22 protein-coding genes are annotated in these 26,548 nt (G+C 65.6%); 12 read left to right on the top strand and 10 right to left on the bottom strand.

Going from position 1 to position 26,548, the window contains the following annotated elements; all coding sequences use genetic code 11:
• Nucleotides 1-172: 172 nt before the first annotated feature.
• The 3 genes from CIT40_RS25230 to msrA are packed head-to-tail and all read left to right on the top strand — an operon-like array spanning nucleotide 173 to nucleotide 1,615.
• Complete coding sequence (locus CIT40_RS25230) at nucleotides 173-595, top strand: OsmC family protein (protein ID WP_094891202.1); 423 nt, start codon at nucleotides 173-175, stop codon at nucleotides 593-595.
• Nucleotides 596-615: 20 nt separating this feature from the next.
• Entirely contained in the window at nucleotides 616-1,071 is a 456-nt protein-coding gene (locus CIT40_RS25225; RefSeq protein ID WP_162307667.1) for a cupin domain-containing protein, read from the top strand.
• Between the two features lie 28 nt (nucleotides 1,072-1,099).
• Entirely contained in the window at nucleotides 1,100-1,615 is a 516-nt protein-coding gene (gene msrA / locus CIT40_RS25220) for a peptide-methionine (S)-S-oxide reductase MsrA (RefSeq protein ID WP_094891203.1), read from the top strand.
• Nucleotides 1,616-1,767: 152 nt separating this feature from the next.
• Here the strand turns inward: msrA and CIT40_RS25215 are convergent, their stop codons facing one another.
• The gene (locus CIT40_RS25215) at nucleotides 1,768-2,394 is read right to left on the bottom strand and encodes a TetR/AcrR family transcriptional regulator (RefSeq protein ID WP_094891204.1); all 627 of its coding nucleotides are present in this window, start codon (nucleotides 2,392-2,394) and stop codon (nucleotides 1,768-1,770) included.
• 143 nt (nucleotides 2,395-2,537) lie between these two features.
• Here CIT40_RS25215 and CIT40_RS25210 point away from each other — a divergent pair, with 143 nt between their 5' ends.
• The 3 genes from CIT40_RS25210 (at nucleotide 2,538) to CIT40_RS25200 (ending at nucleotide 6,200) form a co-directional block, all read left to right on the top strand.
• The gene (locus CIT40_RS25210; protein WP_094891205.1) at nucleotides 2,538-3,683 is read left to right on the top strand and encodes an HlyD family secretion protein; all 1,146 of its coding nucleotides are present in this window, start codon (nucleotides 2,538-2,540) and stop codon (nucleotides 3,681-3,683) included.
• Nucleotides 3,680-5,176: an MDR family MFS transporter gene (locus CIT40_RS25205; RefSeq protein ID WP_094891206.1), complete on the top strand. Its 1,497-nt coding sequence runs from the start codon at nucleotides 3,680-3,682 to the stop codon at nucleotides 5,174-5,176. Before CIT40_RS25210 ends, CIT40_RS25205 begins: the two co-directional genes overlap by 4 nt.
• A gap of 85 nt (nucleotides 5,177-5,261) precedes the next feature.
• Nucleotides 5,262-6,200 carry an aldo/keto reductase gene (locus CIT40_RS25200; protein ID WP_094891207.1) on the top strand — a complete coding sequence of 313 codons (939 nt, stop codon included), beginning with the start codon at nucleotides 5,262-5,264 and terminating at the stop codon, nucleotides 6,198-6,200.
• 19 nt (nucleotides 6,201-6,219) lie between these two features.
• Here the strand turns inward: CIT40_RS25200 and CIT40_RS25195 are convergent, their stop codons facing one another.
• From CIT40_RS25195 to CIT40_RS25160, 8 genes are all read right to left on the bottom strand, one after another.
• Nucleotides 6,220-9,063 carry an ATP-binding protein gene (locus tag CIT40_RS25195; RefSeq protein WP_094891208.1) on the bottom strand — a complete coding sequence of 948 codons (2,844 nt, stop codon included), beginning with the start codon at nucleotides 9,061-9,063 and terminating at the stop codon, nucleotides 6,220-6,222.
• Nucleotides 9,064-9,223: 160 nt separating this feature from the next.
• Nucleotides 9,224-10,378 (bottom strand): MFS transporter, encoded by a 1,155-nt coding sequence (locus CIT40_RS25190; RefSeq protein WP_094891209.1) that lies wholly within the window; start codon nucleotides 10,376-10,378, stop codon nucleotides 9,224-9,226.
• Nucleotides 10,379-11,399: 1,021 nt separating this feature from the next.
• On the bottom strand, nucleotides 11,400-12,632 hold the full coding sequence (locus CIT40_RS25185) for a Zn-dependent hydrolase (protein WP_094891210.1): 1,233 nt from the start codon (nucleotides 12,630-12,632) through the stop codon (nucleotides 11,400-11,402).
• Nucleotides 12,625-13,410 (bottom strand): ABC transporter ATP-binding protein, encoded by a 786-nt coding sequence (locus CIT40_RS25180; protein ID WP_162307666.1) that lies wholly within the window; start codon nucleotides 13,408-13,410, stop codon nucleotides 12,625-12,627. The genes CIT40_RS25185 and CIT40_RS25180 overlap by 8 nt, the downstream gene beginning before the upstream one ends.
• The gene (locus CIT40_RS25175) at nucleotides 13,407-14,180 is read right to left on the bottom strand and encodes an ABC transporter permease (RefSeq protein ID WP_094891212.1); all 774 of its coding nucleotides are present in this window, start codon (nucleotides 14,178-14,180) and stop codon (nucleotides 13,407-13,409) included. The genes CIT40_RS25180 and CIT40_RS25175 overlap by 4 nt, the downstream gene beginning before the upstream one ends.
• Nucleotides 14,181-14,251: 71 nt before the next feature.
• Nucleotides 14,252-15,196: an ABC transporter substrate-binding protein gene (locus tag CIT40_RS25170; protein WP_094891213.1), complete on the bottom strand. Its 945-nt coding sequence runs from the start codon at nucleotides 15,194-15,196 to the stop codon at nucleotides 14,252-14,254.
• A gap of 84 nt (nucleotides 15,197-15,280) precedes the next feature.
• Nucleotides 15,281-16,009 carry a histidine utilization repressor gene (hutC, locus tag CIT40_RS25165; RefSeq protein ID WP_094891214.1) on the bottom strand — a complete coding sequence of 243 codons (729 nt, stop codon included), beginning with the start codon at nucleotides 16,007-16,009 and terminating at the stop codon, nucleotides 15,281-15,283.
• A complete protein-coding gene (locus CIT40_RS25160; RefSeq protein ID WP_094891215.1) occupies nucleotides 16,006-17,364 on the bottom strand; it encodes a formimidoylglutamate deiminase in 1,359 nt (452 codons plus the stop codon). The genes hutC and CIT40_RS25160 overlap by 4 nt, the downstream gene beginning before the upstream one ends.
• 89 nt (nucleotides 17,365-17,453) lie before the next feature.
• Here CIT40_RS25160 and hutI point away from each other — a divergent pair, with 89 nt between their 5' ends.
• The 3 genes from hutI to hutU are packed head-to-tail and all read left to right on the top strand — an operon-like array spanning nucleotide 17,454 to nucleotide 21,907.
• Nucleotides 17,454-18,668, top strand: a complete 1,215-nt coding sequence (gene hutI, locus CIT40_RS25155) for an imidazolonepropionase (RefSeq protein ID WP_094891216.1) — start codon at nucleotides 17,454-17,456, stop codon at nucleotides 18,666-18,668.
• The gene (gene hutH, locus CIT40_RS25150) at nucleotides 18,665-20,224 is read left to right on the top strand and encodes a histidine ammonia-lyase (RefSeq protein WP_094891217.1); all 1,560 of its coding nucleotides are present in this window, start codon (nucleotides 18,665-18,667) and stop codon (nucleotides 20,222-20,224) included. Before hutI ends, hutH begins: the two co-directional genes overlap by 4 nt.
• A gap of 12 nt (nucleotides 20,225-20,236) precedes the next feature.
• The gene (gene hutU / locus CIT40_RS25145; protein WP_094891218.1) at nucleotides 20,237-21,907 is read left to right on the top strand and encodes a urocanate hydratase; all 1,671 of its coding nucleotides are present in this window, start codon (nucleotides 20,237-20,239) and stop codon (nucleotides 21,905-21,907) included.
• Here hutU and CIT40_RS25140 read toward each other — a convergent pair whose 3' ends face one another.
• Nucleotides 21,908-22,528 (bottom strand): TetR/AcrR family transcriptional regulator, encoded by a 621-nt coding sequence (locus CIT40_RS25140; protein ID WP_162307895.1) that lies wholly within the window; start codon nucleotides 22,526-22,528, stop codon nucleotides 21,908-21,910.
• 254 nt (nucleotides 22,529-22,782) lie between these two features.
• On the opposite strand from CIT40_RS25140, the gene CIT40_RS25135 reads away from it, so the two are divergent.
• Genes CIT40_RS25135 through CIT40_RS25125 form a run of 3 tightly spaced genes read left to right on the top strand, consistent with a single transcriptional unit; the run spans nucleotide 22,783 to nucleotide 26,548 of the window.
• Nucleotides 22,783-23,643 carry an FAD binding domain-containing protein gene (locus tag CIT40_RS25135; RefSeq protein WP_094891604.1) on the top strand — a complete coding sequence of 287 codons (861 nt, stop codon included), beginning with the start codon at nucleotides 22,783-22,785 and terminating at the stop codon, nucleotides 23,641-23,643.
• On the top strand, nucleotides 23,640-24,176 hold the full coding sequence (locus CIT40_RS25130; RefSeq protein WP_094891220.1) for a (2Fe-2S)-binding protein: 537 nt from the start codon (nucleotides 23,640-23,642) through the stop codon (nucleotides 24,174-24,176). Before CIT40_RS25135 ends, CIT40_RS25130 begins: the two co-directional genes overlap by 4 nt.
• On the top strand, nucleotides 24,173-26,548 hold the full coding sequence (locus CIT40_RS25125) for a xanthine dehydrogenase family protein molybdopterin-binding subunit (RefSeq protein WP_094891221.1): 2,376 nt from the start codon (nucleotides 24,173-24,175) through the stop codon (nucleotides 26,546-26,548). The genes CIT40_RS25130 and CIT40_RS25125 overlap by 4 nt, the downstream gene beginning before the upstream one ends.

Here is a 26,548-nt window from a genome sequence, read left to right as displayed (position 1 = left end):
GTGAAGAAAACGCGTCAAAACAAGAATCAAATCCCGTTCCGACGTCATCGGAACGGGATTTGACGGAACCGCCGCGACGCTCGGCCGGTTGGAGCGGCGGCGGGCGGTCACGCCGATGCCGCCTTCCATCGGTACAGAGTGCCGGTGTGCAAAACAAACGAGGAGAATTGAGATGATCCGCAAGGCAAAGGCAGTATGGAAGGGCACCGGCCGCGACGGCACCGGTCAGCTATCGAGCGAATCCGGTGTGCTCGCCGAGACGCCATATTCGTTCAAGACCCGTTTCGAGAACGAGAAGGGCACCAATCCCGAGGAGTTGATCGCGGCGGCTCATGCCGGCTGTTTTACGATGGCGCTGGCCTTTGGTCTTCAGATGGCAGGTTTCACGCCGGACGAGCTCTCGACCGAAGCCGCCGTGACCCTGGAGCCCGAAGGCAAGGGCTTCAAGATCAGCAAATCCGCGCTCACCTTGCGCGCCAAGGTGCCGAACCTCGACGAGGCCGGCTTTGCCAAGATCGCCGGTGAAGCCGAGAAGAACTGCCCGGTGTCGAAGGTGCTCAACGCCGAGATCACGCTCGACGCCAAGCTCGGCTGAGCGAACGGAAGGAGCCCGCCATGTCGCGTCAGGATCTGCCTCGCCAACATCAGCCGGATGAAGACAGGTTCCGGGCGATCCTGCCAGAGGATATCGCGTGGCAGCCCTTCCCGGCATTCCCGCCGGGCGCCCGGCTGGCCGTCATGGTGGGACATCCCGCCGAGCAAGGACCTTACGTGGTTCGGGTCAAGGTGCCCGGCGGCACCAGGCTGATGCCGCACAAGCATCCCGAGGACCGCATCTACACGGTCATGTCGGGCGTGTTCTACATCGGGCTCGGCGAGAGTTTTGACGGCGATAAAGTCGGGGCCTATCCGCCGGGCAGTGTTATCGTGCTGCCCGGCGAGACCTGGCATTTCCATTGGGCGAAGTCCGGCGAGTATGTCACGCAGGTGAGCGCGATCGGGCCGCTGGGCCTCGAATATCACGACGACAAGGACGACCCGCGCTTGCATGGGATTGCAGAGCAAAGGTAAGCATCTCGAGAAACCAAGGGAGCATCAAATGACGATGGAACGCGCAGTTTTGGCCGGAGGCTGCTTTTGGGGCATGCAGGATCTGATCCGCAAGCAGCCGGGCGTGATCTCGACACGCGTCGGCTACACCGGCGGTGCGGTGAAGAACGCGACCTACCGCAACCACGAAGGCCACGCCGAGGCGATCGAAATCATGTTCGATCCAGCCAAGACCAGCTTCCGGACGATGCTGGAATTCTTCTTCCAGATCCACGATCCCTCCACGCTCAATCGCCAGGGCAACGATCGGGGCACCAGCTATCGCTCCGCGATCTTCTATACCAGCGACGAACAGAAGCGGATCGCCGAAGACACCATTGCCGACGTCGAAGCCTCAGGCTTGTGGCCGGGCAAGGTGGTGACCGAGGTCGCGCCCGCAGGAGAGTTCTGGGAAGCCGAGCCCGAGCATCAGGACTATCTCGAACGTTATCCGGACGGCTACACCTGCCACTTCATCCGGCCGGATTGGAAGCTGCCGCGCCGCGCGATGGCTGCGGGAGGGTAGCAACCCAGGGGCGACGGATTTCGTCTATCGCGCGATCCGGAAGTGATGGGTCGGCGCGGTGGTGGAAGACGTCGCCGGTTTCTGATGGGAAGGCGGGCGCATGCAGAGGCTGCTCTTCTCGCGTTGCCGGCAGCGTTTGCCGCCGGCAGGCTCTACTTGCCGCAGATCACGCCGACGGCCTTCCGGGCAAGCTCTCGCAGATCGGCACGGCGGGCACCTGCGCGGGCACGAATCGCGATGGTCTGCATCGTGGCTGCGGCAAGAAGCGCGAGCGCGGCAGGGTCGGCAGTCGCCTTCAGCTCGCCCCGCTCTTGCGCCAGGCGGAAGCGCGCCTCGAAATCGGCATCGATCGCCCGGAGTCCCGCTGCGACACTGCCCCGGATCGCTGCATCTTCCGCGACTTCGGTCACCGCGGTTCCGACCACGAAGCAGCCCCGGGCGGTTCCCTTGCCCGAGAAATAGATCGAGAGCGCCGCCTCGTAGGCCAGCATCAAGGCTTCGTCCAGGGGATGGTCCCCTGCAAGTGCCTCGCGCGTCGCAGCCAGGCTCATCTCCCAATAGCGTGCGAGCGCTTCGAGGTAGAGCGCGTGCTTGTTGCCGAATGCCGCGTAGAGACTTGGCGGGCTCATGCCGGTCGCGGCGGCGATCTTGTCCAGTGATGTGCCGGAGTAGCCCGCCCGCCAGAATGTGTCCGTGGCCTGCCTGAGAGCCGTCTCCGCGTCGTAGGCGGCCGGCCGACCGCGGCGAGCCGCGCCCGTATCGCTCTTCTTTCGTGCCATTTCGCCCGCTTCCTGGTTGCCGTGTCCTGCACATATATTTGTATGACTCGTTATAAAAATCAATGACCGCCCCCTTGATCCCCGATCGCCAGCACAATATTTTGTAACGATCGTTAGTAAATGGACGAAACGAGGGCTTTCCGATGCGTTTGAATTTTGCGCCAATCGGCGGGTGGCTGGGTGATCGCAGCAGCCGACGCGAGAGCGAAGCGGTTGCTCCGCTGTTCGGAGCAAATCTTGCCGGTCGGCTACGCCGGCCCCTGATGGTGGTGCTGCCGGCCGCGGCCGCCGTGATCGGCGGCTTCATGTACCTGGCACAGGAGCAATATGTCGTGACCGACGATGCATTCGTACGTGCCGCGAAGGTCACGATCAACGCGCGGGTGGCAGGCCAGGCGGTCGAGATCGCCGTGCGCGACAACGAGCGCGTCCGGCAGGGCCAACTCCTGTTTCGCATCGACCCCGAGCCGTATCAGATCGCCGTCGATCAGGCCGAAGCGCGGCTCGGCAGCGCCAGGCTGCAGATCGACTCGCTCAAGGCGACCTACCGCCAGCAGCAGGCAGAACTGCAATCGGCCAAGGAGACGGCCTCCTTCGACGAGCGCGAGTTTGATCGCAAGAAGACGCTGGTCGCGTCCGACTTCACGCCGCGCGCGGTTTACGAGCGGGCCGAGACCGATCTCAAGGTGGCGCGCCATCGGATGGCGTCGATCGAACAGCAGATCGCCAACACGGTCGTCGCACTCGACGGCGATCCCGATATCGATGCGGACCGCCATCCGACGGTCCGTGCGGCCAGGGCGCAGCTCGACCGTGCGCGGCTCGATCTCTCCTACGCCACGGTGAGGGCGCCCGACGATGGCATCGTGACGAAAGTCGACGATCTCCAGGTCGGAGGCTTCGTCAATGCGGGGGCGCCCACGTTTTCGCTGATGTCGAGCCGCGACGTCTGGATCGAGGCGAATTTTCGCGAGACCGGTCTGACGCACATGCAGCCGGGCCAGCAGGCGACGATCGACGTCGACGCCTATCCGGATCGCAAATTCACGGCCCATATCGTCAGCATGAGTCCCGGTACCGGATCGGACTTCTCGGTCCTGCCGCCGGAGAATGCGACCGGAAACTGGGTCAAAGTCGTGCAGCGGCTGCCGGTGCGTCTCGAGATCGACGACCCGGATTCTGCCCGGCCGCTATTCTCCGGCATCAGCGTGACGGCGCGGGTCGATACCGGCCATCGTCGCAACTGGCTGCATCTGCTCCAACCCGCGCTCGCGACGGGTGTCAAATGAGTACATCCCTCCCACCGACCACCGCGGCCGACGGTCGTTCCGCGATCTCCGCGGCGGCGTTGCTGGCGACCTATATGCAGGCGGTCAACATTTCCGTGCCGAACGCCGCGCTCCCGCATATCCAGGCGACGCTCTCGATGGCGAACGACGAGGTCGGCTGGGTGTTCTCCTCCTATATCGCGGCGAGCGCCGTGACCATGTCGGTCACGCAATGGCTCGCGGGACGCTATGGCCGCAAGGCGGTCTATCAAACAGCCCTCGCGATCTTCGCGTTGGGCCTCGTGCTCGACACGCTGGCGACGACGTCGATCCAGTTCGTGCTGGCCAGGATTCTGCAGGGCGCGGCCAGCGGACCGCTCGCGCCGCTCTCGCTGGCGATCCTTCTGGAGGTGACACCGGCGCCGCGCCATGCGCGCATGAGTCTCGCATGGACCGTCTGCTCCTTGCTTGGCATCAGCACCGGTCCCGCCATCGGGGGCTGGCTCAGCGAATATTGCGGCTGGCCGTCGATCTTCTATGGCAGCCTGCCGATGACGGTATTCATATTGCTGACGATGGCCTCGTTGTTGAGCGAGAAGCGGTCGGAGCGAAGCAAGTCGTTCGACTTCTTCGGCCTGACGACCTTCTCCGTCGGCATGATCGGGCTGCAGATGCTGCTGGATCGCGGCGAGCGCCTCGAATGGTTCGCCTCGACCGAGATCTGGGTCGAGGCAGGCGCCTCGGTGCTGGGTTTCTATCTCTTCGTCGTGCATGTCATGACGACAAGGGAACATTTTCTCCGCACGGCGCTGTTTCGGGACCGCAATCTCGTCCTCTCCACGGTGATCTCCTTCGCCCTCGGTTTCGTCTTGCTGCCGACGCTGGCGCTGACGTCGCCGATGCTGGAGGAGTTGCTCAACTATCCCGTCGACACCACCGGCTACATGAGCATTCCGCGCGGCGTGGCGCTGGTGGGAGCGCTGGTGCTGACCAGCCTCGTTCCGGGGCAGGTCGATTACCGGCCATTCCTCGTGGGGGGAATGACGCTGGTGGTCTATGCCAACTGGCTGATGCTCGGCTACTCGCCGGCCATGGACTGGCGGCCGGTCGTCGAAGCCGGTTTCCTCCAGGGCGCGGGTCTCGGCATGCTGTTGCCGGCGCTCGCGAGGGCCGCGTTCGGCACGCTCGATCCAAAACTTCGCCCAGAGGGCAGCGCGCTGATCAACCTGTCGCGCCTCTATGGCAGCACCATAGGCATCGCGGTGGTCCAGCTCTTCTTCTATGCCAACACCCAGGCGCTGCACGTCGCGCTCGCCAAGCATCTCACGCCGTTTCGCGTTGCGGCAAATGCCGCCGGCCCGATCGGCAAACCCGGCCTTGCCGCTCTTAACGGCATGGTCACGCATCAGGCAGCCACGGTCGCGGTCATCGACCAGTTCGAGATCCTGATGTTCGCGATGCTCGTCGTGATCCCGCTCGTGTTCTTCCTGCGCAAGCCGCGTCCCGCCGGCTGATGCCGGGGAGACGAAGTGACGTCCTATCTGCCAACCTCGATCATTTCGCCCGCCGCCGGCGAGCGTTCAACAAGGGAGTATCAGCATGACGATTTCGGATTCACTTCGTGACACCCGGATTCTCACCCATGGGTCGGTGTCGATTCCTGCTGTGGGATTTGGCACGCTCATTCCCGATCCGGTCGTGACCAAACAGGCCACGAAGGCCGCACTGGAAGCCGGATTTCGACATCTCGACTGTGCCGAGCGCTATCGCAACGAAGCGGCCGTCGGCGATGCGATTCAGGATGCGTTCAAGGCCGGGACGCTTCGGCGTCAGGACCTGTTCGTGACGACGAAGCTGTGGAATACCAATCATCGGCCGGAGCGGGTGAAACCTGCCTTCGATGCCAGCCGCAGGCGCCTGGGGCTCGACGACATCGACTGCTATATCATCCACACGCCCTTTGCCTTTCAGCCCGGCGACGACCAGGATCCGCGGGACGCAAGCGGGCAGGTCATCTACGATTCGGGCGTGACGCTTGTGGAGACTTGGCAGGCGCTGGAGCGCCTCGTGGACGAGGGGCACTGCAAGTCGATCGGCCTGTCGGACATAACCCTGGAGAAGTTGCGAGAGATCGTTGCGGTCGCGCGGATCAGGCCGGCCATGGTGCAGGTGGAAGCCCATCCATATCTCCCCGAACGGGAACTGCTCGACTTCTGCCGCACGCATGGCATCGTGCTTCAGGCCTTCGCGGCGCTCGGACATGCGATGGAGCCGCGCGTGCTGGAAGACCCCGTCATCACGGCGATCGCGCGGCGCGTGCACAAGACCCCGGCGCAGGTCGCACTGGCGTGGGCCGTACAGCGCGGCACGGCGTTCTTGACGACCTCGACCAATCCGGGGCGAATCCGGGAGAACCTCGACATCTCGGCCCTGCCTGAAGACGCCATGCGCCAGATGCGAGACGAGATCACGACCAATGTCAGGTTCAACGCGGTGGTGGAGACCGGCGTGCCCGGGTTCATTTCGCGGACTGGCTGAATCGGCCGCGACGCGTCCGTCAGGTACGGAGCTGCTCGATCAGATCGCGCGCGCTTCGGATGTCTGCGAAGATGGCGCCCTCGCCGAAAGGTCCGCATACGCGTTGCAAGACTGCCAAGGCTTCCGCGCTCCGGCCGGTCCCGCTCAGCGACCGCGCGAGGCTGGTCGCGCATCGAAGCTCCCAGAAGCGCGCGCCCTGCTGTGCGGCGATGCCCATCGCCTCGCGAAAGCGCGCCTCGGCCTCGTCCGAATCCCGCGCGCTTCTCTGCATCAATTCTCCCTTGATGCGGAGCAGCTCCGGAAGATACCAGAGTTCCTGCCGGTCGTTGCAACGAGTGAGGACGTCCTCGATCACGCCGAGGCCGCGGTCGACCTGGTCGGCCTCGAGGAAGCACGCGGCGAGCTCGCCGAGCAGCGGCAGAAAGCGCGGCAGGAAGCGCGCATCGCCGGCGCGGTTGAGCTCTTCGCGCAGGAGCGGCAGGCCGTTGGCGATGTCGCCGCGCCTGGCTATGACCGCGGCGTTGAAGGCCCGCGCCCACAAGCCCCACAGCCGGATCGCATGGCGCTCGGTGTGCTCGAACAGCTCGGCGCCGTGGCGCTCGGCGGCGTCGAAATCGCCGGACCAGAACGCGATCGGGCAGGCGGCCTGCCCCAGCACGCTGCAGAAGGTCAGCGCATGGCCGTTGGCACGGCCTTCTTCGATGTTGTTGGCGGCGAGCGCCCGGGCCTGATCGGCGAGGCCCTGCAGCCACAGGATGCGGGCCCGGAAATATTGCGTCGATATCCTGAGATCGAGCGGGAAGATTTTCGGCTTCTCCACCAGCACATGCAGCGAGGCGTTCACCCGGTCGATGCGCTGGCGCGCCTCGTTCTGATCCCCCAGGTAGTGCAGCGCGACGGCCATCAGCCGGTCGCCAAGCATGAGATCGGTTTTATCGGGCGAGTTCGCCGCGACATCCGCAAAGCGGTCGGCGAGTGCGCGGGCCTTGCCGAATTGCCCGTTGTTGAACTGGTCGATGCTCAAGCCCCACAGCGCGCGCAGCCGGAAATCCTTGTCGTCGAGGCGCTCGGCCAGCTCGAGGGTCGTCTCGAGGATCGGGCGCGCCTCGCGCGCGCGGCCCTCGCCGTACATGAGCGACCAGCCAAGTGCCGACAGGAGCTGCATGCGGATGCGGTCGTTGCCGCGGTCGTCGCCGAGCGCCGCCAGTGCCGTTCTGCAGCGCTCGCGGCATTCGGCGAACAGCGAAAGGCGCACCCACAGGGTCACCGCGGTCGCCGTCAGTGCGATGCCGAGTTCGGCGTCGCCGTCGGGTGCGAAGGCCCAGTCCAGCGCGGTTCGCACATTGTCCAGCTCACCGCCATAGGCGCTGAGCCATTCAGGCAGCGGCGTCGAAATGCTGGCCGCCGCGCGCTCGAAGAAATCGCGAAAATGCTCGGCATGACGCCGCGCGAACTGCCTGGTTTCGCCGAGCTCGTTCAGCTTCCCAAGCGCGTAGGTGCGCGTGGTGTCGAGCAGCCGATAGCGCAGCGCCCGCGAGCCGGATGGCGAGATCAGCGATTTGGTGACCAAGCTGTCGATCGCCTCCAGCGTCTCCGGGGTGCTGAGGCCATCGCCGGATGCGACCGTTGCGGCCGCCTCCGGCGCGAAGGGTCCAGCGAACACCGACAATCGTCGCAAGGTGGCGCTTTCCGCCGCAGGCAGCAGGTCGTAGCTCCAGTCGAGCGCGGCGGCGAGCGTCTGGTGCCGCGGGACGGCCGTGCGCCGTCCGCGCCATTGCAGCGAGAAGCGGCTGTCGAGCAGGGCGGCGGTGCCGGCGATGCCATAGGCATTGACACGGCCCGCCGCGAGTTCGATCGCCAGCGCAATGCCGTCGAGCCGCCGGCAGATGCTGGCGACGAGCGGCGCCTCTTCCGCGCTGAGCTGGAACGGCCCGGAGCTCTGCGCGATGCGCTCAACGAAGAGCTGGGCCGCGGGATAGGCGAGAACCTCTGTGACGTCGATGCCCTCGCGCTCGGGCGGGCAATCCAGCGGAAACAGCCGGAAGATCCGCTCGCCTTCGCTTCGAAACGACTCGCGGCTGGTGCCGAGAACACGAAGCTGCGGCGCTTCGCGGACGATGCGCTCCACGAGCGGCGCCAGCGTGTCCAGCACATGCTCGCAACTGTCGAAGATCAGCAGGGCCGGTCCGCTCTTCAGAAATGTCAGGATGGCCGGGGTTGGATCCTCCGCGCTGACGGTCAGTCCGAGGGCGGCGGCGATGGTGGTCGGGACATGGCTGGCGTCCCGCAGCGAACCGAAATCGACGAAAAAGACGCGGCCGCCGAAATCCGCCGAGCGCCGATGCCCGACCGTGACGGCGACGGCGGTCTTGCCGATGCCGCCCGGACCGACCAGGGTCATGAAGCGATACAGCGTCAGGCCGTTCGAAATCTTCTCGATGACCTCCTCGCGTCCGACCATCTTCGCAAGCTGCGCGGGCAGGGAGCGGGGGGGAATGATTTCGGCGGCCGGCGCGACCGGCGAGGCTGTTTGCGCGAGCGGGGCGACAAAGCAATAGCCGCGGCCGGGCACATTGAGGACATAACGGGCCGATCTGCCGGTATCGCCGAGCACCTTGCGCAACGCTGCGACATGGAAGCGCAGGCTGCCTTCGTCGACATTCACCTCGGCCCAGATGCGCTTGACCAGCTCCCTCTTGTCGATGACCTCGCCGGGGCGCTCGGCAAGCAGGATGAGAATATCGAGCGCGCGGCCGCCGACGTGAAGCGGCGCCCCTTCCTTCTCCAGGAGCCGGGACTTGGGAAACAGCCGAAATGGCCCGAATGAAATGGCCGAGTCTTGGTTGTTAGTATGAGCTGGCACGTGCCATTGCCCCCGCAACGGGAGTCAAAAAGGTATGGTGTTGTGGTCTAGCAGAACGATCCGTCCAGTAAACTGGCCGAAAGCAGCATGGCTGGCAGACCTGCGCAGATGGCTCGGGTTCGGCTTCGGCCCACCAAAATAATCACGGAAGTGGAATGGGTTAGCTCGTCATCGTCGAATGTGTATCCTTTGTGACGATGCGCGCCGTCAGCGCGACCAGACCGAGCAGCGCAGCCAGCAGCCAGAACGCCATGGGCAATCCGCCAAAACGTGCGACGAAGCCGACGCCGGCGGGGCCGACGAGGATGCCCGCGTAGCCCGCGGTCGTGATCGCCGCCACCGCAAGCCCGGTGGGCATCACCGTCTGCCGCGCCGCCCGGCGGAACAGCACCGGCACGAGATTCGACGCGCCGAGCCCGATCAGCAGGAAGCCGCCGATGGCGACCGCCGCAACGGACGCCGTCAGCAGGACCACGAAGCCGGCGATCGCAATGAGGCTGCCCCACAGCAGCGTCGCGCGGTCGCCGATGCGCGCAACGACGGCGTCGCCGCCGAGCCGTCCCGCGGTCATCGCGATCGAGAACACGATATAGCCGGCGCCGCCTTGCGCCTCGGTGACGAGACCTGCGCCGATGACGAGCAGGGCGCCCCAATCCAGCATCGCGCCTTCGACCAGGAAGGTGATGGCGCCGAGCAGCGCGAGCAGCAACACCGATCCGTGCGGCAGCACGAACAGCGGGCCCTCCTGCACCTGCACGGAACGAAGCAGGCGCGGTGAGGTCACGACCATCGCGACCAGCATCAGGACGGAGCAGATCAAGGTGCAGGCGAGCGTGCCGAATTGCAGCGAGAGCAGCGCCGTCATCAGCGCGGACCCCGCAAAGCCCCCGATGCTGAAGAGGGCGTGGAAGCCTGACATCAGCGGGCGGTGCGCGGCGCGTTCCACCTCCACGGCGTGGATGTTCATGGCGACGTCGATCGAGCCGAGCGCGGCGCCGAATGCGAACAGCGCCAGCGCCAGCGTTGCGGGCGAAGCCGCAATGGCGAGCAGGGGCAGGACCAGCGCCAGGCCGAACCCGCCCGCAATGATGATCGGCCTGCTGCCGTAGCGCGCGCTCACGATTCCGGTCACCAGCATCGCGACGACCGAGCCGATGCCGAGGCTGAGCAGCAGCAGTCCGAGCACGCCGTCATCGACGCCGAGCCGCATCTTCGCGAACGGCACCAGCGGCGCCCAGCACGAGACGCCGAAGCCCGCGACGAGGAAGGCAAGCCGGGTCGCAAGGCGCGTCGCAAGCCGGTCGGCGGAAGACATGGGAACTCCGGGAGAGCAGGCGAGCGATCGACAAGCCCGATGATTGTCGCGACTTTATGTCTGTGGGGTGCTTGTGGGTTGAACGGGCGAGCGGCCGCCGACTTGTAGCCCGGATGAGCGCAGCGATATCCGGGGCACTCGCCCGGCACTGCGCACCGTCCCGGATGTCGCTGCGCTCATCCGGGCTACGAGACCGCGCCTGTGTCGGCCTCTGTCAATCCGCCATCTCAAAAATATTCTACTTTACCGAAATTCGGTTTCGGCGTATGTGTCGTCCATCCCGGCTCACCCAAGAGGGGCGACGTGTAGTCGTCATGTTCGCGAGCCGGGGATGCGGTGGACGCGGCAGCGTCGGCACGAGAGGTGCGGGCAGGGCGGGTAGTCCCTGTGAGCTCGTAACCGCGTGCGGACGACGGCGCTGCTAGGTTCGTCTCGTTCGTAAGTTTTCGGCTCTGTCGACGGAGTCGGAAATACTGCGGGCGAAATGGCGGGCCGTGCGTACGGCAAAACCGTGTGGTCCTGGCCGTCGTTGCCACGGTCAAGTTTCCGCGAAGGTGCGAGCGAGCCCAACCGGGCAGACTGCATCATCCAAATTCGCGGGGCGAGGGAGGCCAGAAGGAAAGTTCGGCTCCCGGGAGATCACGGCATAAGCCGTGCAACCACTGCGCAGGGAAGGCCGAGTGATCGGCGACACCTGTATGCTGCTGTGCGGTTCTTTCTGCGTGTGCATTTTCGCGCAGCGGACCGCGGGTGCCAGCCGGCACCCGGCCTTCCCTGTGCCCTCTTGGATTTGAGGGTGGAGCGACGAAGCAAAGCTCGGGCGAATTGCGCCGCGAGGCTGCGAAAGCATGTCTGCAAGCGAGATGGTGCCGGAAGAGCGATGCCGCTGCGCCATGCTCGACATTGCGAGTGCAGCGAAGCAATCCAGAATCCCTCAGCGGAGGCGGTCTGGATTGCTTCGTCGCAAGGGCTCCTCGCAATGACGATGTGGAGGGAGCCGGCCACCATCCTCCGGCCCGTTCTAACCCTCGAGGATGCGGCGGCAGGCCTCGACGTACACCTCCGCGCCGGTGACGATATCGGCGTCGGCGGTGTTCTCGGTCCAGTGATGGCTGATGCCGCCGATCGACGGCACGAACAGCATGGCGGCGGGCATGACGGTTGCCAGCATCTGCGCGTCGTGGCCGGCGCCACTGGGCATGCGAACGGATCGTCCGCCGGCCAGCGCCTTGCTCGCGGCCTCGATCGCATCCTGAAAGCCCGGGTTCATCATGGCGGGCGCGCCGGTGCGCAGCTTTTCGACGGTGACGGTGCAGGGCCCCCTCGCACTGACCTCGTCCGCCATCGTGCGCAGCTCTTGCTCCAGTCGCGCAATGACGGCCGGATCGTCGTCGCGGATCTGGAACAGCATTTCGGCGCCGCCCGGAATGATGCTCGGCGCGCCGGGATCGAGCGTGATGCGGCCGGTAGTCCAGACCGTGCGCGGACCGCAGGTTGCGGGAAAACGCTCGTCGATCGCGACGCAGAATTTGGCCAGCGCCAGCCCTGCGTCCTTGCGCACCGCCATGCGCGTGGTGCCGGCGTGGTTCTGCTCACCGGTGAAATTGATCTTGTACTGCCAGATGCCGACGATGGACGTCACGACGCCGATCGCGAGCTTGCCACTCTCGAGCGTGTCGCCCTGTTCGATATGCGCCTCGAGATATCCGACGTGGCGTCCCGGCTCGACGCCGACGCGGGCTCGTCCCGCGAGGCCCATGTCGGCGAGGGCGTTGCGCATGGTGCGGCCATCGGTGCGGTCGCGCGCAGCGTCGATCTCGGCCTCGGTCAGCTGTCCAACATAGGAGCGCGAGCCGAGGAAGCTGCCGAAATGACCTTCCTCGTCGCACCAGGCGGCGACTTCGACGGCGCCCTTCACGGAGGGATCGATATTGAGCACGCGGGCGGCCTCGAGCGCATAGACCACGCCGAGCGGGCCATCGAGCCAGCCGGCATAATTTTGGCTCTCCAGATGCGAGCCCGCCAGCAGTTTCGGCCCGGACTTCGCGCTGGTGCCGAAGACGTTGCCGATGCCGTCGATCGCGGCGGAGAGACCGGCGTCGGGCAGCTTGCGCGCCAGCCAGTCCAGCGAAAGCCTGTGCGGCTCGGAGAAGGTCGGCTTGTGCACGCCGGTCTTGTAGGCGCCGATGGTGCGGAGCGCGTTGAGATCGGCAAGGACGCGCGCGCCATCGGCAGAAGGACGATTGTCAGGCATGCTCAGTAACCTTCAAGGCCTCGGTGCGGATTTCCTCGACCAGCCGTTCCTTGAGCTGGACGAATTCCGGCGTCGTCTTGATCTTGTAGGAGCGCGGATGCGGCAGGTCTACATTGATCTCAGCCTTGATGCGGCCGGGGCGCGCGCTCATGACGATGACGCGGCTGCCGAGGAAGATGGCTTCCTCGATGTCGTGGGTCACGAACAGCACGGTCTTCTGGTCGCGCTCCCAGATCCCAAGCAGCATCTCCTGCATCAAGGCGCGGGTCTGGTTGTCGAGCGCGCCGAAGGGCTCGTCGAGCAGAAGGATCTTGGGGTCGTTGGCGAGCGCGCGCGCGATCGCGGTGCGCTGCTGCATGCCGCCGGAGAGCTGCTTGGGCCAATGGTTCTCGAAGCCGGACAAACCGACCTGACGGATGAAGGCGTCAGCGATCTTGTTCCGCTCCGCCTCGGACACGCCGCGCTCGCGCAGGCCGAAGGCGATGTTCTCGCGCACCGTCAGCCAGGGGAACAGCGTGTAGGACTGGAACACCATGCCGCGATCGGCGCCAGGGCCCGTCACCTCGCGGCCGTCGAGCGTGACGCGTCCGCCGGTCGGGCGATCGAGGCCGGCAACGATGCGCAGCAGCGTGGACTTTCCGCATCCGGACGGACCGAGGATGGTGACGAAGTCGTTGTTGCCGATGACGAGGTCGGTCGGCTCCAGTGCCTTGGTCGGCGCGTTGCCGTGGCGCGCGGGGAAGGTGCGCGAGACCTGCTCGATCTTGAGGATCGTCATGCGAGCCTCCACGGAAACAGCCAGGCGTTGAACGCCTTGAACATGAAGTCCGAGAGCAGGCCGATCAGCCCGATCACGATGATGCCGAAGATGATCTGGCCGGTGTTGAGCAGCGCCTGGCTGTCGGTGATCATGTGACCGATGCCCGAGGACGAGCCGATCAGCTCGGCGACGATGACGTAGGTCCAGGCCCAGCCCAGCACCAGCCGCAGGATCTCGGCGATCTCCGGCGCGGAGGAGGGCAGCAGCACGCGCCGGATGATGCCGCGATCGCTGGCACCGAGCGTATAGGCCGCCTCGACCAGATCGCGCCGCGTCGAGCCGACCGTGACCGCGATCATCAGAATGATCTGGAATACGGAGCCGATGAAGATGACGAGCAGCTTCTGCAATTCGCCGATGCCGGCCCACAGGATCAGCAGCGGGATGAAAGCGGAGGCGGGCAGATAGCGCGCGAACGAGACGAACGGTTCGAGAAAGGCTTCGACGGGCTTGTAGGCGCCCATCAGCAGCCCGAGTGGCACCGCGATGATCGCGGCGAGCACAAAGCCGCCGATGACGCGCCAGATCGTCATACCGATGTCGTACGCAAAACCTTGCTTCGCCAGCAGGTCATAACCTTCCTGCACCATGGTCAGCGGGTTGGCGAGGAAGACTTTCGACACATGGCCGCCGAAGGTCGCCCATGACCAGAGGGCAACGAACACCACGAAGAACGCAAGGCCGTAGGCCGCACGCTGCTTCGATGTCACGGGATCCAAAGGGCGCATCAACGATCTATCCGGGCGATGAACGAGATTGCCGGCCCCGCCGCGAGACGGGGCCGGCGGCTATCGAGGCGTTACTTGATGAAGCTGGCGTCGAAGAGGTCCTCGACCTTCGGCGCCGCCTTGATGATCCCGATCTCGAGCAGCAGCTCGGCGGCCTCCTTGTTGAAGGTCAGGAAGTCGCCGGCGAAGAACTTCTGGTTGGCGGCCTTGTCCTGCCAGCGCAGGTACTTCGCCGAGTTGCCGAACTGCTCGCCGGTCTGCTTCACGTCGGCGCCCATGATCTCATAGGCCTTGGCCTGGTCCTTGGCGATCATGTCGAGCGCCTCGAAATAGCTGTCGGCGAGCGCCTTGGCGGCCTTGGGATTCTCGGTCAGGAATTTCGGCGTGCAGCCGAAGGTGTCCATGACCATCGGGTAGTCCAGCGTGGTGGCGATGATCTTGCCCTTGTCGGGCGCGGCGCGCACCGTCGACAGATACGGCTCATAAGTCATCGCGGCGTCGTTCTGGCCGGAAACGAAGGCCTGCGCGGCGGCGGCCGGTTCGAGGTTGACGACGGTGACGTCCTTGGTGGTGAGGCCGTTCTTCTTGAGCATCCAGGCCAGCGCGAAATAGGGCGAGGTGCCGGGCGCGGAGGCGGCAACGGTCTTGCCCTTGAGGTCCTTGATCGCTGCGACGTCGTTGCGCACGGCCATGCCGTCGGCACCATAGCTCTTGTCGAGCTGGAAGATCTGCTTGGTCGCAACGCCATTGGCGTTCCAGGAGATCCAGGTCTCGACCGTGGTCGCCGCGCACTGGATGTCGCCGGATGCGATCGCGAGGTGGCGGTCCTTCTGCGGAATCTTCTTGATCGAAACGTCGAGGCCGTTCTTCTTGAAGATGCCGGCTTCCTTCGCCAGCGTCAGCGGCGCGAAGCCGGTCCATCCGGAGATGCCGACGCCGACCTTGACGTCGTCGGCGAGCACGGGGGTGGCGGCCGAAAGGGCAATGATTGTCGCAAATATCGTCGAACTACGCATGATTGTCGTCCTCTGCCGATCGATGGATTGACGTCCTGTTGGTCTCTTCATGAAGCGTTGCACGATTTGTGCCGACATATCCTCTCAACCTCCCTTGAATCGCGCGACAAGGCGGTGAGAGTCACCGGGATAGAGCAGGCGCACGGCGGTGATGGTGCGCGCGCTGCGCCAGGTAAAACGGTCGATCACGAGACAGGGCGCGCCGACGGCGATCGCGAGTGCGTCCGCCGTGCGCTCGTCCGCAACGATGGCGCTGATCGTGTGCTCGGCTTCTGTCCATGGGACATGATGAAGCAGCCAGGAGCCTGGCGGTTCGCGCGAGAAATCCGCGGTGGCGGCGTCGGGTACCGACGAGAGGTCGATCAGCCTGTCCTCGATGGCGAACGGCACCTTGTCGGCGCTGTGCCGGCAGGTGATGGCGATCACCTTGCCGGCCTTCCGCACGCCGAGACGGTCACGGTCGGCCACGGTCGCGGCGCGCAGTTTGCGATGGATCAGCTCATAGCCGTAAGCGCGCCCCAGCGCAGTGATCTCGGCGCGGATGTCGGCGATCTTGAGCACGGCGGATTGATGTTGCGGCCGCCTCACGAAAGAACCCGCGCGGCGCCGCCGCTCGATCAGATCGGCCTGCGCCAGCTCCGACAGCGCCTTGTTGACGGTCATGCGCGAGCAGCCGTAGCGCGCGACGAGTTCATGCTCGAACGGAATGCGATGTCCCGGCGGCCATTCGCCGGTCAGGATGCGCGTCTCGATGTCGGCGCGAATGCGCTTGTACAGCGTCGGCTTGTCGGCCGCGTTGGTCGTGAGGCTCATGCGACCAGCTTCCGTACCGCCGCGTTGAAGCGCTCGCGCGCCGCCTGGCGTAATCTGTGGCGTCCGCCTTCGACGACCTTGTGGCCGCCGGCCCAGACGCAATCGATCGCGCCACCGCTCGCGGCAAAGATCCAGCCGTCGATGGCTGCGTCGCCGGTGCGCCCCGATAGCGAAGGATGCCCCGCGTCGAGCGTGACGATGTCGGCGCGCGCGCCCAGGGCGAGGCCGACCATCGGCTGCGCCAGCGCTTGCGCGCCGCCCGCAAGAGCATGGTCGAATAATGTGCGACCGGTGGAACGGCCCGCTCCGCTGGAGAGTACGTTGCGCTCGCGATGCGTCAGCCGCTGGCCATATTCGAGCTGGCGCAATTCGTCGGCGACGCCGACCAGCACGTTGGAATCGGTGCCGACGCCGAACGTGCCGCCGGCGCCGAGAAATTCGCGCGCCGGGAAGATTCCATCGCCGAGGCTCGCTTCGGTGATGGGGCAGAGACCCGCTACCGCGCCAGACTCTGCGAACGCGACGGCTTCCTCAGCCGTCATGTGTGTCGCATGAATGATGCACCAGCGTCGATCGACGGGCGCGTGCTCCAGCAGCCATTGCACCGGTCGTCGTCCCGACCAGGCGAGGCAATCCTCAACCTCCTTCACCTGCTCGGCGGCATGGATATGCACGGGGCCGCCGTCGGCAAGCGGAATGATCGCCGCAAGCTCGTTGGGCGTGACGGCACGCAGGCTGTGCGGCGCGATGCCGATGTTGGCGCCGGGCAAGCCCGCGATCGCCTTGCGCGAGGCGATCATGAGCTCAGCGAACTGATCGACCGTGCAGATGAAGCGGCGCTGGCCGTCATGAGGCGTTGCGCCACCGAAAGAGCCGTGCGCATAGAAGCTCGGCAGCAATGTCAGGGCGATGCCGGAGGCCTCGGCAGCTTGCGCAATGCGGGCGGCCATCTCGGCGGGATCGGCATAGCGCGCGCCGTCGCGGTCATGGTGCAGGTAATGGAATTCTCCGACGCGGGTAAAACCTTGCTCCAGCATCTCGACATAGAGCAGCGTCGCGACGGCCGCAACGTCGTCCGGCGTCATCGCCAGCGCGAAGCGATACATCGTCTCGCGCCAGGTCCAGAAAGTATCGGTGCTGTCGCCGCGCAGCTCGGCAAGGCCCGCCATGCCGCGCTGGAAGGCGTGGCTGTGCAGGCTCGCCAATCCCGGCAGCGCGATGGCGTGGCGCTCGTCGCCGGCGGCTGGCCGCACGCCCGGCCTCACCTCCGCGATCGCGCCGGCGGTGATCACCACCTGCACGTCATTGGCCCAGCCCGAAGGCAGGAGCGCGGAGGCGAAATGCAGTCGGGACATGATTGATGACACGCCGGCTGGACAGAAGAGCCATACGATTATATGTCTAGACATATAAGTCAAGCATCCGACGCCGAATGGATACCCGCATGGCAGAGCGCTTCGACCGGATCTGGCACAACGCCCGGCTCGCCACGATGCGGGTCGATCGTCCCGACCTCGGCGAAATCGAGCATGGCGTGATCGCCGCGCGCGGCGGCCATATCGTCTATGCGGGCAAGGCGGCGGACTTTCCTGTCGATGCCGACGCGATCAAACGAACGGACTGCGAGGGCCGCTGGATCACGCCGGGCCTGGTCGATTGCCACACCCATCTCGTCTATGGCGGCAACCGCGCGCACGAATTCGAGCTGCGCCTGAAGGGTGCGAGCTACGAAGAGATCGCCCGCGCCGGCGGCGGCATCGTCTCCACGGTGGCAGCGACGCGCAAGGCGAGCGAGGCCGAACTCGTCGCGAGCGCTCTGCCGCGGCTCGATGCGTTGATCGGCGAGGGCGCAACCACGGTCGAGATCAAATCCGGCTACGGGCTCGACACCGAGACCGAGATGCGGCAGCTCGCGGCCGCGCGCAGCATCAGTCGTCAGCGGCCGGTCGCGATCCGCACCTCCTTCCTCGGCGCGCATGCGTTGCCGGTGGAAGCCGATGGCGACAAGGATCGTTACATCGATCTCGTCTGCAACGAGATGCTGCCGGCCATCGCGAAGGCCGGACTTGCCGATGCTGTCGACGCCTTCATGGAAGGCATCGCGTTCTCGGCTGAGCAGACGGCGCGCGTATTCGAAACGGCGCGGGGGCTCGGGCTGCCGGTCAAGCTGCATGCCGATCAGCTCTCGAACCTCGGCGGTGCCTCGCTCGCCGCAAAATTCTCCGCGCTGTCCGCCGATCATCTCGAGCATACTGACGAAGCCGGCGCCGCTGCGATGGCAAATGCCGGCACGGTCGCCGTGCTGCTGCCCGGCGCGTTCTACTTCATCCGCGAGACGCAGAAGCCGCCGGTCGAGGCGTTCCGCAATCACGGTGTGCCCATGGCACTTGCTACCGACTGCAATCCCGGCAGCTCGCCGCTGACGTCGCTGCTGCTTGCCATGAACATGGGCGCGACGTTGTTCCGGATGAACGTCGTCGAGTGCCTCGCCGGAATCACCCGTGAAGGCGCGCGGGCGCTCGGCGTGCTCGGTGAGACCGGGACGCTGGAAGCCGGGAAGTGGTGCGATCTCGCGATCTGGGACATCGAGCGGCCTGCCGAACTGGTCTACCGCATCGGCTTCAATCCGTTGCATCGCCGTGTGTGGAGAGGGCAGTGACGAGCCAAGGCGCCGCGATCGTCGTCACACCGGGAACGGTCAGCCTCGACGATCTCGCGCGCGTGCTTGAAGGTGCCGCTGTCGTCCTCGATCCATCATATTGGACGCGGGTCGAGGCTGCCGCGGCGATCGTTGCGAAGGCCGCGCAAGCGGACGCGCCCGTCTACGGCATCAACACCGGCTTCGGCAAGCTGGCCTCGAAGCGCATTCCGCCCGACCAGACCGCGCTGCTTCAGCGCAACCTCATCGTGTCGCATTGCTGCGGCGTCGGCCCGGCGACGCCGCAGTCGATCGTCAGGCTGATGATGGCATTGAAGATCATCTCGCTCGGACGCGGCGCCTCCGGCGTCCGCCGCGAAGTGATCGAGCAGTTGCAGGCCATGCTGGCGCGAGGCGTCTGTCCTCTGGTGCCGCAGCAGGGCTCGGTCGGCGCCTCCGGCGATCTTGCACCGCTCGCACACATGACGGCGGTGATGATCGGCGAGGGACAGGCGTTCGTTGACGGCAAGATTGTAGCCGGCGGCGAGGCGCTTGCCGCCGCCGGTCTCGCGCCGTTGACGCTGGGCCCCAAGGAAGGCCTCGCGCTGATCAACGGCACGCAATTTTCGACTGCTTACGCCGTCTCGGGCGTGCTGCGAGCATTCGGCCTGGCGCGTGCCGCGCTCGTGACCGGCGCCTTGTCGGTCGACGCGGCGATGGCGTCGACCGCTCCATTCCGCGCCGAAATCCAGGCCTTGCGCGGTCATCCCGGACAGATCGCCGCGGCTGCGACGCTGATGGCGCTGCTCGATGGCAGCGAGATCCGCCTGTCGCATCTCGAAGGCGACGAGCGCGTGCAGGATCCCTATTGCCTGCGCTGCCAGCCGCAGGTTGCTGGCGCCGCGCTCGACCTGATCACGCAGGCGACACGCACGCTGATCGTCGAAGCCAACGCCGTCACCGACAATCCGCTGGTGCTGGTCGAGACCGGTGAGATCGTCTCGGGCGGCAACTTCCACGCCGAGCCGGTGGCCTTTGCCGCCGATGCCATCGCGCTGGCGCTGTCGGAGATCGGAGCGATCAGCGAGCGGCGCATCGCGACGTTGGTCGATCCCGCGCTGAACTTTGGCCTGCCGCCGTTCCTGACGCCGGATCCCGGCATCAACTCGGGCTTCATGATCGCCGAGGTGACGGCCGCTGCGCTCTATGCCGAGAACAAGCAGCGCGCTTCTGCCTGCTCGATCGACTCGACGCCGACCAGCGCCAACCAGGAAGATCACGTCTCGATGGCGGCGCACGCCGCGCGGCGCCTGTCCGATATGGCCGACAATCTCGCCGCCATTTTGGGCATCGAGCTTCTGGTCGCATCCCAAGGCATCACGTTGCGCGCACCGAACGCGACCAGCGCGCCACTCGTCGCCGTCATCGCGAAGCTTCGCGAACAGGTGCCGGCGCTCGGCGCCGACCGGTATATGGCCGGCGATCTCGCCAAAGCCGCCGCGTTGATCGAGGCCGATGCGCTGCCGGCCGCAACGCTCGCCAAGCTTTCAATCGATCCGTTTCCGAGACTGAGCTGAAGGGCTGCCCGCATGAACCGCCGACTGGACAATGACCGCACTATTCGCGCTCCCCGTGGCAGCGAGATCAGCGCCAAGAGCTGGCTGACCGAAGCGCCGCTGCGCATGCTGATGAACAACCTCGACCCTGACGTCGCGGAACGCCCGAGCGAGCTCGTGGTCTATGGCGGCATTGGCCGCGCCGCGCGCGACTGGGATAGCTTTGACCGGATCGTTGCGGCCTTGCGCAAGCTCGAAGGCGACCAGACGCTGCTGGTGCAGTCCGGCAAGCCGGTCGGTGTGTTCCGTACCCATGCGGACGCACCGCGCGTGCTGATCGCGAACTCCAACATCGTGCCGCATTGGGCGACGCTCGACCATTTCAACGAGCTCGATCGCAAGGGCTTGATGATGTACGGCCAGATGACCGCGGGCTCCTGGATCTATATCGGCAGCCAAGGCATCGTGCAGGGCACTTACGAGACATTCGTCGAAGTGGGACGTCGCCATTATGGCGGCAGCCTCGCCGGCAAATGGATTTTGACGGCCGGCCTCGGTGGCATGGGCGGCGCGCAGCCGCTGGCTGCGACCATGGCCGGCGCCTCGATGCTCGCGGTCGAATGCCAGCCGAGCCGCATCGAGATGCGTCTGCGCACCGGCTATCTCGATCGTCAGGCCGCAACGCTCGACGAAGCGTTGGCGATCATGGCGGATGCTGCGAGGACGAAGAAGGCGGTCTCGGTCGGCCTGCTCGGCAATGCCGCGGAAATCTTCCCGGAGCTGGTGCGCCGTGGCGTCAAGCCCGACATCGTCACCGACCAGACCAGCGCGCACGATCCGATCAACGGATACTTGCCGAAAGGCTGGACGCTCGCCGAGTGGGAGGCTAGGCGTAGCTCTGATCCGAAGGCCGTGGAGCGTGCCTCCAAGACCTCGATGGTCGAGCACGTCCAGGCCATGCTGGATTTCCATGCGCAAGGCATCCCCACGCTCGACTACGGCAACAACATCCGGCAGATGGCGCAGGACATGGGCCTGAAGAACGCCTTCGACTTCCCGGGCTTCGTTCCCGCCTATATCCGGCCGTTGTTCTGCCGTGGCGTCGGGCCGTTCCGATGGGCTGCGCTCTCGGGCGATCCCGAGGACATCTTCAAGACCGACGCCAAGGTCAAGGAGCTGATGCCTGACGACAAGCATCTGCACAATTGGCTCGACATGGCGAAGGCGCGCATCAAGTTTCAGGGCCTGCCGGCGCGGATCTGCTGGGTCGGGCTCGGCGATCGCCATCGCCTCGGCCTCGCCTTCAACGAGATGGTGGCGCGTGGTGAATTGAAAGCGCCGATCGTGATCGGGCGCGACCATCTCGACAGCGGCTCGGTGGCGAGCCCCAACCGCGAGACCGAGGCCATGAAGGACGGCTCGGACGCGGTGTCCGACTGGCCATTGCTCAACGCGCTGCTCAATTGCGCCAGCGGCGCGACCTGGGTCTCGCTGCACCATGGCGGCGGCGTCGGCATCGGCTATTCGCAGCATGCCGGGATGGTGATCGTCGCCGACGGCACGCCGGAAGCCGCGAAGCGGATCGAGCGCGTGCTGTGGAACGATCCCGCCAGCGGCGTCATGCGTCATGCCGATGCCGGCTACGAGACGGCGATCGACTGCGCCCGCGACAAGGGCCTCGATCTGCCGAGCCTTTCGAAGTAGCTAGCCGCTTGCGAGCAGCGTCGGCATCGTCGTCTTGGCGCCGTCCATGAAGGTCCGGACGGCGTCGCGCACGATGGCGTCGAGATCGGACGGGATCGGCGTCTCGTAGATGAACTTGCGGATCGCGAGATAGAAGATGCGGCCGTGCAGGCCCCAGAACAGCTCGGTCTCGCGTTCACTCAATGAATGCGCCTTCGCGTCGGGCAGCTTGAGCTCGTGGCGCAGTTCGGCCGCCGCCGGTTCGATGATCTCGCGGCGGACGATGTCGAGATAGCGGCCGGTGATGCCGAACGATTTCATGCCGGAGAACACGAAGATCCGCACCCAATTGTACTCGAACACGCGTTCGACATAGTCGAGATAGAAGCGCGTGAGCCTCGCCTCCAGCGATTGAGAGCGGTCGCGGATCATCGGCCCCCAGTCGGGCGACCATCGGCTGAGATAGACCTCCTGATAGACCCGTTCGATCAGCGCTTCCTTGCTCGGGAAGTGGCGATAGATCGCCGAATGGGTGATGTCCATGCGCTTGGCGAGTTCGCGGGTCTGGCCCTCGAAGCCGCGCTCGGCGAAGAAGCGGATGGCTTCCTCCACGATCGCGCGCTCGCGGTCGGCCGCGCGCATGTTGCGACGCTTTGGCGCGGTCTTGCTGCCTGTCGCGATCCGCTTGCGGACCGGCCGCTTCGCCGTTCTCTGCGCTTTTCGGGCCATCTCGTCGCTGAATCAACGTACCGCTGTCTTCATAACCCAAGGTGCTTTTGTGACCAAATGGTCATTTCCTGTTGACCGGCCTCGGGAGGCATGTCAGGATTTTGAGACCAGATGGTTACAAATCTGGCATCCCGGCTGATGAGCCGATGGATCTCGAGGAAACGGCAGTGAAGGCGAGGGCTTTCAGCTATTTTCGTGCTGCGACGATCGACCATGCGCTGGATGCTCACGCTCGCGCCGGGGACGATGCGCGTTTCATCGCCGGCGGCCAGAGCCTGGTGCCGGCGCTGTCGCTGCGGCTGCAGGCGCCGCGGCTGCTGATCGACATCACCCATATCGACGAGTTGCGCGGCGTCAGGCGCGAAGGCGGGCATTTGCGCATCGGTGCGCTGACGCGTCATTGCGAGATGCTCAGCGAGCCGTTGATCGCCGAGTTCGCGCCGCTGCTGCACGCGGCGGCGCCGTTCGTGGCCCATCCCGCGATCCGCAACCGCGGCACTCTCGGCGGCAGCGTCGCGCTGGCCGATCCTGCCTCCGAATTCCCTGCGATGATCTTGGCGCTGGATGCCGAGATCGAGATCACCGGGCCCTCAGGCCGCCGCCGCGTCAAGGCCGACGACTTCTTCATCGACCTGTTCGAGACGGCGCTGCAGCCGGGCGAACTGATCACCGCAATCTACGTTCCGCTGTTCAGGGCGGATCAGCGCTTTGCGTTCGACGAGTTGGCGCGGCGTCGTGGGGATTACGCGCTGGTCGGTTGCGGTATGCTGGCGACCTTCGCCGGCGAGCGCATCCACGACATCCGCATTTCGTACTTGTCGGTCGGCAACACGCCGACACGGGTGAGGGGGACCGAGGCGACCTTGATCGGCTCGCGCCTGGATGCGGAGCGGATTGCCGCGGCCCAAGCTGCGCTCGAAGGCGATCTTGCGCCGCCCGAGAGCGACGAGGTGCCGCCCGCGATGCGGCTGCATCTCGCCCGCGTATTGCTCGGCCGCCTGCTCGGACGTCTCGGTGAGGGAGCATGAGCGGCTTCGACGATAGCCTGCTGAACGAGGCGGACGAGACGGTGCGAGTCCGCTTCGTCGTCAACGGACGCAAGGTGGCCTGCGAGGTCGCGCCACGGGAGACGCTGGTCGATTGCCTGCGCGACAAGCTCGAGCTGACGGGTACGCATGCCGGCTGCGAGATGGGCGCCTGCGGTGCCTGCCTGGTTCAGCTCGACGGCCGTGCCGTGCATTCCTGCCTGATCTTCGCTGTGCAGGCCGACGGCGCGACCATCGACACAATCGAAGGACTGTCGGAGCTCGGCGCGATTGCTGACCTCCAGGCCGAATTCCACCGCCGCAATGCGCTGCAATGCGGCTTTTGCACGCCGGGCATGCTGGTCAACGCCCACGAGTTGCTCTCGCAGACGGCGCAGCCGAGCCGCGAGGAGATTCGCGACGCGCTGTCGGGCAATTACTGCCGCTGCACCGGTTATGAGGCGATCGTCGACGCCATCGACGCGGTGGCCAGCGAACGCATGAAGGCTGGCGGTGCAGGTGGAGGCGTGACATGACCGCGCCGCTGACCTCGCTCGATCGCCCGAATTCCTATATCGGCCGCTCCGTGCCGCGGCCCAATGCCAAGCGGCTGCTGGCCGGGCGGGGCCGCTATATCAGCGATCTCCGTCTGCCGCGCATGCTCTACGCCGCGTTCCTGCGCAGTCCGCATGCGCACGCGAAGATCGTCTCGATCAACACCGAGCAGGTGCGCGCGGTCGAAGGCGTGCATCTCGTCGCGACGGGCACCGATCTCGCCAAGATCTGCACGCCCTGGACCGGTACGCTGGATCATTTCAAGGGCATGACCTCCGCGCCGCAATTGCCGTTGCCGCTGGATCGCGTGGTCTGGGCCGGGCAGGCGGTGGTCGCCGTCGTCGCCGAGAGCAGGGCGATCGCAGAGGATGCGCTGGAGCTGATCGAGGTCGATTACGAGGACCTTCCCGTCGTCGTGGATCTCGACGCCGCGCGCGAGGCCGGCGGTGCGCTGGTCAACCCCGGCAGCGTCAATAACACCTGTTTCCGCAGCCAGCTCGACAACGGCGCCGTGGATGATGCCTTTGCGCATGCGACCCATGTGGTGGAGGAGGAGTTTTCCTTCGGCCGGCATACCGCGGTCACGCTTGAGCCGCGCGCGATCGTCGCGGACTACGATCCCGCCGCCGGCATGCTCACCGTGCACCACGGCACGCAGACGCCCTACCAGTTTCAGGACCTCTATTCGCGCCACTACAATATTCCGGAAGCCCGCGTCCGCGTGATCGCCAGCGACATCGGCGGCTCGTTCGGGATGAAGCTGCATGTCTATCACGAGGACATGGCGGTGGTTGGCCTGTCGATCCTGCTCGGCCGACCGGTGAAATACGTCGCTGATCGCATCGAATCGTTCGTCTCCGACATCCACGCCCGCGATCACCGCGTCCGCGCCCGCATGGCACTCGATGCCCAGGGCGAGATCCTGGCGATGGACGTTGAGGACCTGACCGCGATCGGCGCCTTCTCGACCTATCCGCGCACCAGCGTGGTCGAGGGCAATCAGGTCATTCGCCTGATGGGCGCACCCTATCGCTTCAAGAACTACCGCGCCACGCTGGAGGTGATCTTCCAGAACAAGGTGCAGACCAGCCAGTATCGCGCCGTCGGCCACCCCATCGCCTGCGCGGTGACCGAGCGTCTCGTTGACATGGCGGCCGCCAAGCTCGGCCTCGATCCCTTCGCCATCCGCGCGCAGAACGTCATCCCCGATGGCGCCTATCCGCAGACCTCGCCGACCGGATACCGTTTCGAGGCGCTGTCGCATCAGGCTTGCCTGAAGCGCCTGCACGAGATGATGGACTATGACGGCTTGCGCGCGGAGCAGGCGGATCTGCGCAAGCGCGGCATCTATCGCGGCATCGGCATTGCAGCTTTCGTCGAGATCACCAATCCGAGCCCAGCGTTTTACGGGGTCGGCGGCGCCCGCATCTCCTCGCAGGACGGCGCGATCCTCAGCCTGACGCCGTCAGGCGAGGTGCGCTGCCTGATCTCGGTCACCGAGCAGGGGCAGGGCACCGAGGCGATCATCAGCCAGATCGTCGCCGATCAGCTTGGCCTCGCGCAGGAACACGTCAAGGTCATCACGGGCGATACCGAAATGACGCCTCATGGCGGTGCGACCTGGGCCTGCCGCGGCGCCGGCATCGGCGGCGAGACCGCGTTGCAGGCCACGCGCGCGCTCAAGCGCAACATCCTGGAGATCGCCGCGCTGATCCTCCAGGAACAGCCGTCGGCGCTCGATATCATCGATGGCCAGGTGGTGGATGCGGCGACGCGGAACCAGCGGATGCCGATCGCCGAGATCGCGCGCATCGCCTATTTCCGCTCCGACACGCTCCCGCCCGGCACGCAGGCGCAACTCACCGTGAGCCACCATTTCGCGCCGCAGGGCTATCCGTTCGCCTTTACCAACGGCATTCAGGGCTGTTCGCTGGAGGTCGATGTCGAGACCGGGCTCATCAAGCTCTTGAAGCACTTCATCGTCGAGGATTGTGGCCGCGTCATCAATCCGATGTTGGTGGACGAGCAGCTGCGCGGCGGTATCGTGCAAGGGCTGGGTGCGGCGCTGTTCGAGGAATGCCGCTACAGCGATACCGGCCAGCTCGTGAACGGCTCGCTCGCTGATTACCTCGTGCCGATGCCGATGGAAATGCCTGACATCGTCATCGGCCATGTCGAGACGCCGACCGCCGACACCGAGCTCGGCGCCAAGGGTGTCGGCGAGGCCGGCACGGCGGCGGCGTCGGCTTGCGTCCTCAACGCCGTCAACGATGCGCTCGCGCCGTTCGCCGTCACGATCAATTCCATTCCGATTACGCCGCTAAAAGTCCTGACAGCCCTGAAGCGTTTCTAG

It is taken from the genome of Bradyrhizobium amphicarpaeae, from assembly GCF_002266435.3.
GTDB classification, from domain to species: Bacteria; Pseudomonadota; Alphaproteobacteria; order Rhizobiales; family Xanthobacteraceae; genus Bradyrhizobium; species Bradyrhizobium amphicarpaeae.
Note: the sequence above shows the minus strand (reverse complement) of the source record. Positions and strands in the feature narration are given on the sequence as shown.